Here is a 4,055-nt window from a genome sequence, read left to right on the forward strand (position 1 = left end):
CATTATCCCAGGAGTATAGTTATCCTAGGAAATTCTCAAACACCGAGTAATAACCTAAGGTGCTCTCTGCCTTCTTAAATAATAATACGTCGGCTATACTGAAGCTAGAAAGGAGGCATACATCCATGAATGCCCAAGCCGACAGCACGCAGAGTTTTTCTGATGTCATTGATTCCTTGACGGAGCATTTACGTAGATCGTCCTACTCGGAAGTAACGATCAGCGTAATGAAAAGAACGTTTAAACGGATCGAAAAATTTATTCGGGATAATTCATTTTCTCAGTATTCTACGACCATTGGTGAACAGTTCTTAAAGGAAGTAAATCGAGAATCACATACTCATTCGCATTCTGTGTATTTAAAGAGATGTATTCGATATTTGAATGAATTTATTGGCAGCGGAGCAATTGAAGCATTCACTCCACGAACCTCGAAGCAGCAGATATTGCCAGCCTTTGAAATTCCACTCCAAAGATATCTAGAGGATTGCAGAAATAGAGGCAATAAAGAGAATACAATAGCTTTTAAAGAATTCTACTTACGCCAATTTTTATATCAATGCCAAGTGGATAACTTTTCAACTCTTGAAGATTTGACAGCAGAGGAAGCTGTAAACGCAGCATTATCGCTTAGTAATCGTGGTGCATGGGCAGTTGTCCGTGCTTTTTTATTGCACTTATGTATGGGAGGCGTTTTATTGAGAGACTTATCAACCGTGATTCCGCATTACACAGTTCCTTCCAATATTCCCAGCACCTTCAGCATTGACGAGCTGCACAGAGTTGAAGCTGCAATTGACCGCAATACAGCAATCGGCAGCCGTGATTATGCATTTATTCTAATGTTTACAAGACTTGGAATGCGTGTGGGAGATATTGCACAGCTTGAGTTTGACAGCATTGATTTTAATAGTAAGACGATTCACCTCATTCAGCAGAAAACAGGTGAACCTCTGGCACTTCCTATTCTTCCAGATGTCGAATCAGCCCTTAAGAATTACATTCGACTCTTTAGGCCAAAAAGTACTTTGCCATATGTCTTTCTTCGTGTAAAAGCGCCATATATTCGAATTTCAACCGGTACGGTGAACCACAGATTAAAGGTCTACTTTGATAAGGCCGGAGTTGATATTTCAAATCGGCGGCATGGCCCGCACGCTATCAGAGCATCGCTTGTGACATCAATGATCAACGAAAAGATCCCTTATGATGCAGTTCGGAAAGTTTTGGGACATAAGGATCCGAATGCGATTAAGCATTATGCCAAAATTGATATAGAAAATCTCCGTCAATGTGCTTTAGCTGTTCCACCTCCTTCAGGAAACTTTAAAGCATTTCTGGAAAGCGGTGGTGTTTATGAAAACTGAGAAAACGGTCTTTTCCAGTATATTTCGAAAGGAAATCCAAAGTTATCTTGACCAGATTCAAAGCGCATATAGCAAAAGCTGGTATGAACATAATCGTTCCGTCCTGAAGAATTTTGATTTCTATCTCTCCAGTATTCAGCTGAAGGGAAAAACAATCACTGAGCCAATCGTGACCGAATGGATCAGAGGACTTCATGGTAGCAACCGAACAATTGCGCAATACATAATGATTTCGAGAAAATTCCTTGGGTATCTCCTAGCAGATGGAGACATAGTTTATATTCCGCTTCAGCCGTATGAAAAGCGCAGCTACATTCCCTACATCTTTTCAGATGATGAAATCGAACGGATTTTTACGAATGCGGATTTGTTAAAAAATTCAGACCACACAAGAAAAAACAAGAAAATTCATATTCAGATTGCAATGATTCTGCGTATTCTGTATGGCTGCGGTTTAAGAGTCGGTGAGACGGTGGCATTAAAGGTTAGCGATGTGGACTTCGATACTGGCGTCATTACTCTAAAAGAAGCTAAGAACAGAAAACAGCGATTAGTTCCAATGCATGAAACATTAACTCCCATATTGAAACAATATTGTGCTGCGATGGGAATACTCCATATTCCGACAGCATACCTCTTTCAGACGATCAATCATGAGGAACACATCACTGTCAAGAATGCGAAGTATAAATTTGATGATCTCCTCAATTCAAGCAACATACGAATGCCAGATCGGAAGTTTCATGAACGCGGCCCGTGTCTTCATTGCCTTCGACATATTTTCGCTATCAAATCTTTTGCCAATCTGGAGGCAATAGGAATGCCTCTGAATGACATTATTCCATATATCTCCGTTTACCTTGGCCATGAGAATTTCAAAGCAACTGAACAGTATTTGAAATTCAGTCCTGATCTGTTCCCAGAAGAACTGGATAAATTCGCAGACTTTACAAGCGACATTATTCCGGAGGAAATTTATGAATAAGCCTGGAGGCTCAAAGTTTCTGAACCTGCTTAACTCATTCTTCTGTGATTATCTTCCGATAGGATGTGGAGCAAGCAGAAATACGATCAAGTCTTATAAGTATGCGTTTCAGCTTCTGTTGAGATACATGCACGAGACCAAAGATGTTCCGCCCGATCTGATTACATTTGATATGCTTACTTATGATTGCATTTCCGGTTTTCTGCATTGGCTGGAGACTGAACGGAACTGTTCTGCATCCACAAAGAATCAGAGATTATCAGCACTGCTCTCCTTTTCCGAATATGCGCAGAATAAAGATTTTGAGGCAGCATCTTCTTTTCGAAGCGGTGTCATCAGGATTCCGATGAAAAAACACGCGAATGCACAGCGCGCGATATTTTCAGTAGATGAAGTTAAACATCTGCTTGAGCAGCCGAACTGCCGCAGTGAAATTGGCTACAGAGATAAAGTAATAATGGTTTTAATGTATGGAAGCGCCGCAAGAGCACAGGAAATCTGCGAACTTAGAGTTAAGGACATAACATATTATCCTGACGGCAAAGCAGTAGTTATACTTTCCGGAAAAGGCAATAAGAAGCGCAGGGTTGGCATACCACAGAACTGTGCTGAGATTCTGAAGAATTATATCGTTCACTGCGGCATTAATGATAAGCCAGGAAGTTATGTATTCAAGAGCCAGAGAAATGAAAAAATCAGTGTTTCCTGTATAGAGGAACTCTTTAAAAAGTATGTTAAACAAGCGAAGCAGAGCTATTCGAACCTCTATCTAGAGAAGAGCTATCCACCGCACTCTATGCGGCATACTGCTGCAACGCATATGCTGGAAGCAGGATTACCACTGATCTACATCAAGAACATGCTTGGTCACGTCTCCATTCAGACAACTCAAATCTATGCGTCAATCTCTCAAAAGGCGGCTGACAAATACCTGAAGGAATGGAATAAGAAATGGTTTGAAACATATGACGATCATCGGGATAAAGAATCTGAAAGAATACCTGACTTCTTAAAAGTGTAAAAAATGTTATTCGAGAAGTTACTAACAGTATGTGAAACGATCGCCATAATCTGAAACTCCTTGAATAATCATTTTTCTAAGATAATGTACCCAGCATCCTGCCACTTTGAACTTGGATGGATCCTCTTTCTCCAGTTTGTGATAGGCACCATACCCATCTGTCACCAGAGTGCCGCTGAAGTCCTTCAGAAAATTCTTTGGATTCTCATGTCCTCTGGTTGGACAGTACTGATAGAGAATCACTTTATGCCCAGGTATCTTTGCATTGGTCCGGTATACCCACATATAGGACTTGGATCCTGCTTCCCGGCCATCTCTGATCACCTCAAAGGGTGTCTCATCCGCGTGAAGAAGGCTCTGTTTTGTCATTTCCTGCTTCAGGGCCACACACACATATCTCAGATATTGATCATAGGCACGGATTACCCAGTTTGCCATCACTGCTCTGCTGATATGAATGTCATTCTGCGCATAGGCAGCTTCCAGCCTGTACAGAGGAATGGCATTCACATATTTTGCCGTCAGAATAGAGGCTACCAGGGATGGGGTGGCAATACTTTTTGGAAACATTTCTGCCGGCTTGGGTGCTCTGACAATTGTCTGATTGTCATCTTTGGCATAGACAGCGATATGATAGGTGACTGCTTCAAAAGAAGCTGGTCTGTGTTCCAGCTTATAGATC

General features: G+C 41.3%; 4 protein-coding genes. 3 read left to right on the forward strand and 1 reads right to left on the reverse strand.

The window, feature by feature from the left end; translation table 11 throughout:
• The first annotated feature begins 125 nt into the window (after positions 1-125).
• From MOZ60_RS11290 to MOZ60_RS11300, 3 genes are read left to right on the forward strand one after another with little or no spacing between them, the layout of a single operon-like run.
• Positions 126-1,367: a tyrosine-type recombinase/integrase gene (locus tag MOZ60_RS11290; protein WP_370596752.1), complete on the forward strand. Its 1,242-nt coding sequence runs from the start codon at positions 126-128 to the stop codon at positions 1,365-1,367.
• Entirely contained in the window at positions 1,357-2,352 is a 996-nt protein-coding gene (locus MOZ60_RS11295; RefSeq protein ID WP_370596753.1) for a tyrosine-type recombinase/integrase, read from the forward strand. The genes MOZ60_RS11290 and MOZ60_RS11295 overlap by 11 nt, the downstream gene beginning before the upstream one ends.
• A complete protein-coding gene (locus tag MOZ60_RS11300) occupies positions 2,345-3,373 on the forward strand; it encodes a tyrosine-type recombinase/integrase (RefSeq protein WP_370596754.1) in 1,029 nt (342 codons plus the stop codon). The genes MOZ60_RS11295 and MOZ60_RS11300 overlap by 8 nt, the downstream gene beginning before the upstream one ends.
• Before the next feature lie 21 nt (positions 3,374-3,394).
• Here MOZ60_RS11300 and tnpC read toward each other — a convergent pair.
• Positions 3,395-4,055, reverse strand: a 661-nt coding sequence (gene tnpC, locus MOZ60_RS11305; RefSeq protein WP_370596755.1) for an IS66 family transposase, incomplete at its 5' end; no start/stop codon positions are given.

It is taken from the genome of Grylomicrobium aquisgranense (assembly GCF_033971865.1).
Taxonomy (GTDB): domain Bacteria; phylum Bacillota_I; class Bacilli_A; order Erysipelotrichales; family Erysipelotrichaceae; genus Bulleidia; species Bulleidia massiliensis.

Bases quoted from the DNA above. Each gene is read 5' to 3' on its own strand.
- MOZ60_RS11290 (WP_370596752.1), top strand. From the start codon at position 126: ATGAATGCCCAAGCCGACAGCACGCAGAGTTTTTCTGATGTCATTGAT.
- MOZ60_RS11295 (WP_370596753.1), top strand. From the start codon at position 1,357: ATGAAAACTGAGAAAACGGTCTTTTCCAGTATATTTCGAAAGGAAATC.
- MOZ60_RS11300 (WP_370596754.1), top strand. From the start codon at position 2,345: ATGAATAAGCCTGGAGGCTCAAAGTTTCTGAACCTGCTTAACTCATTC.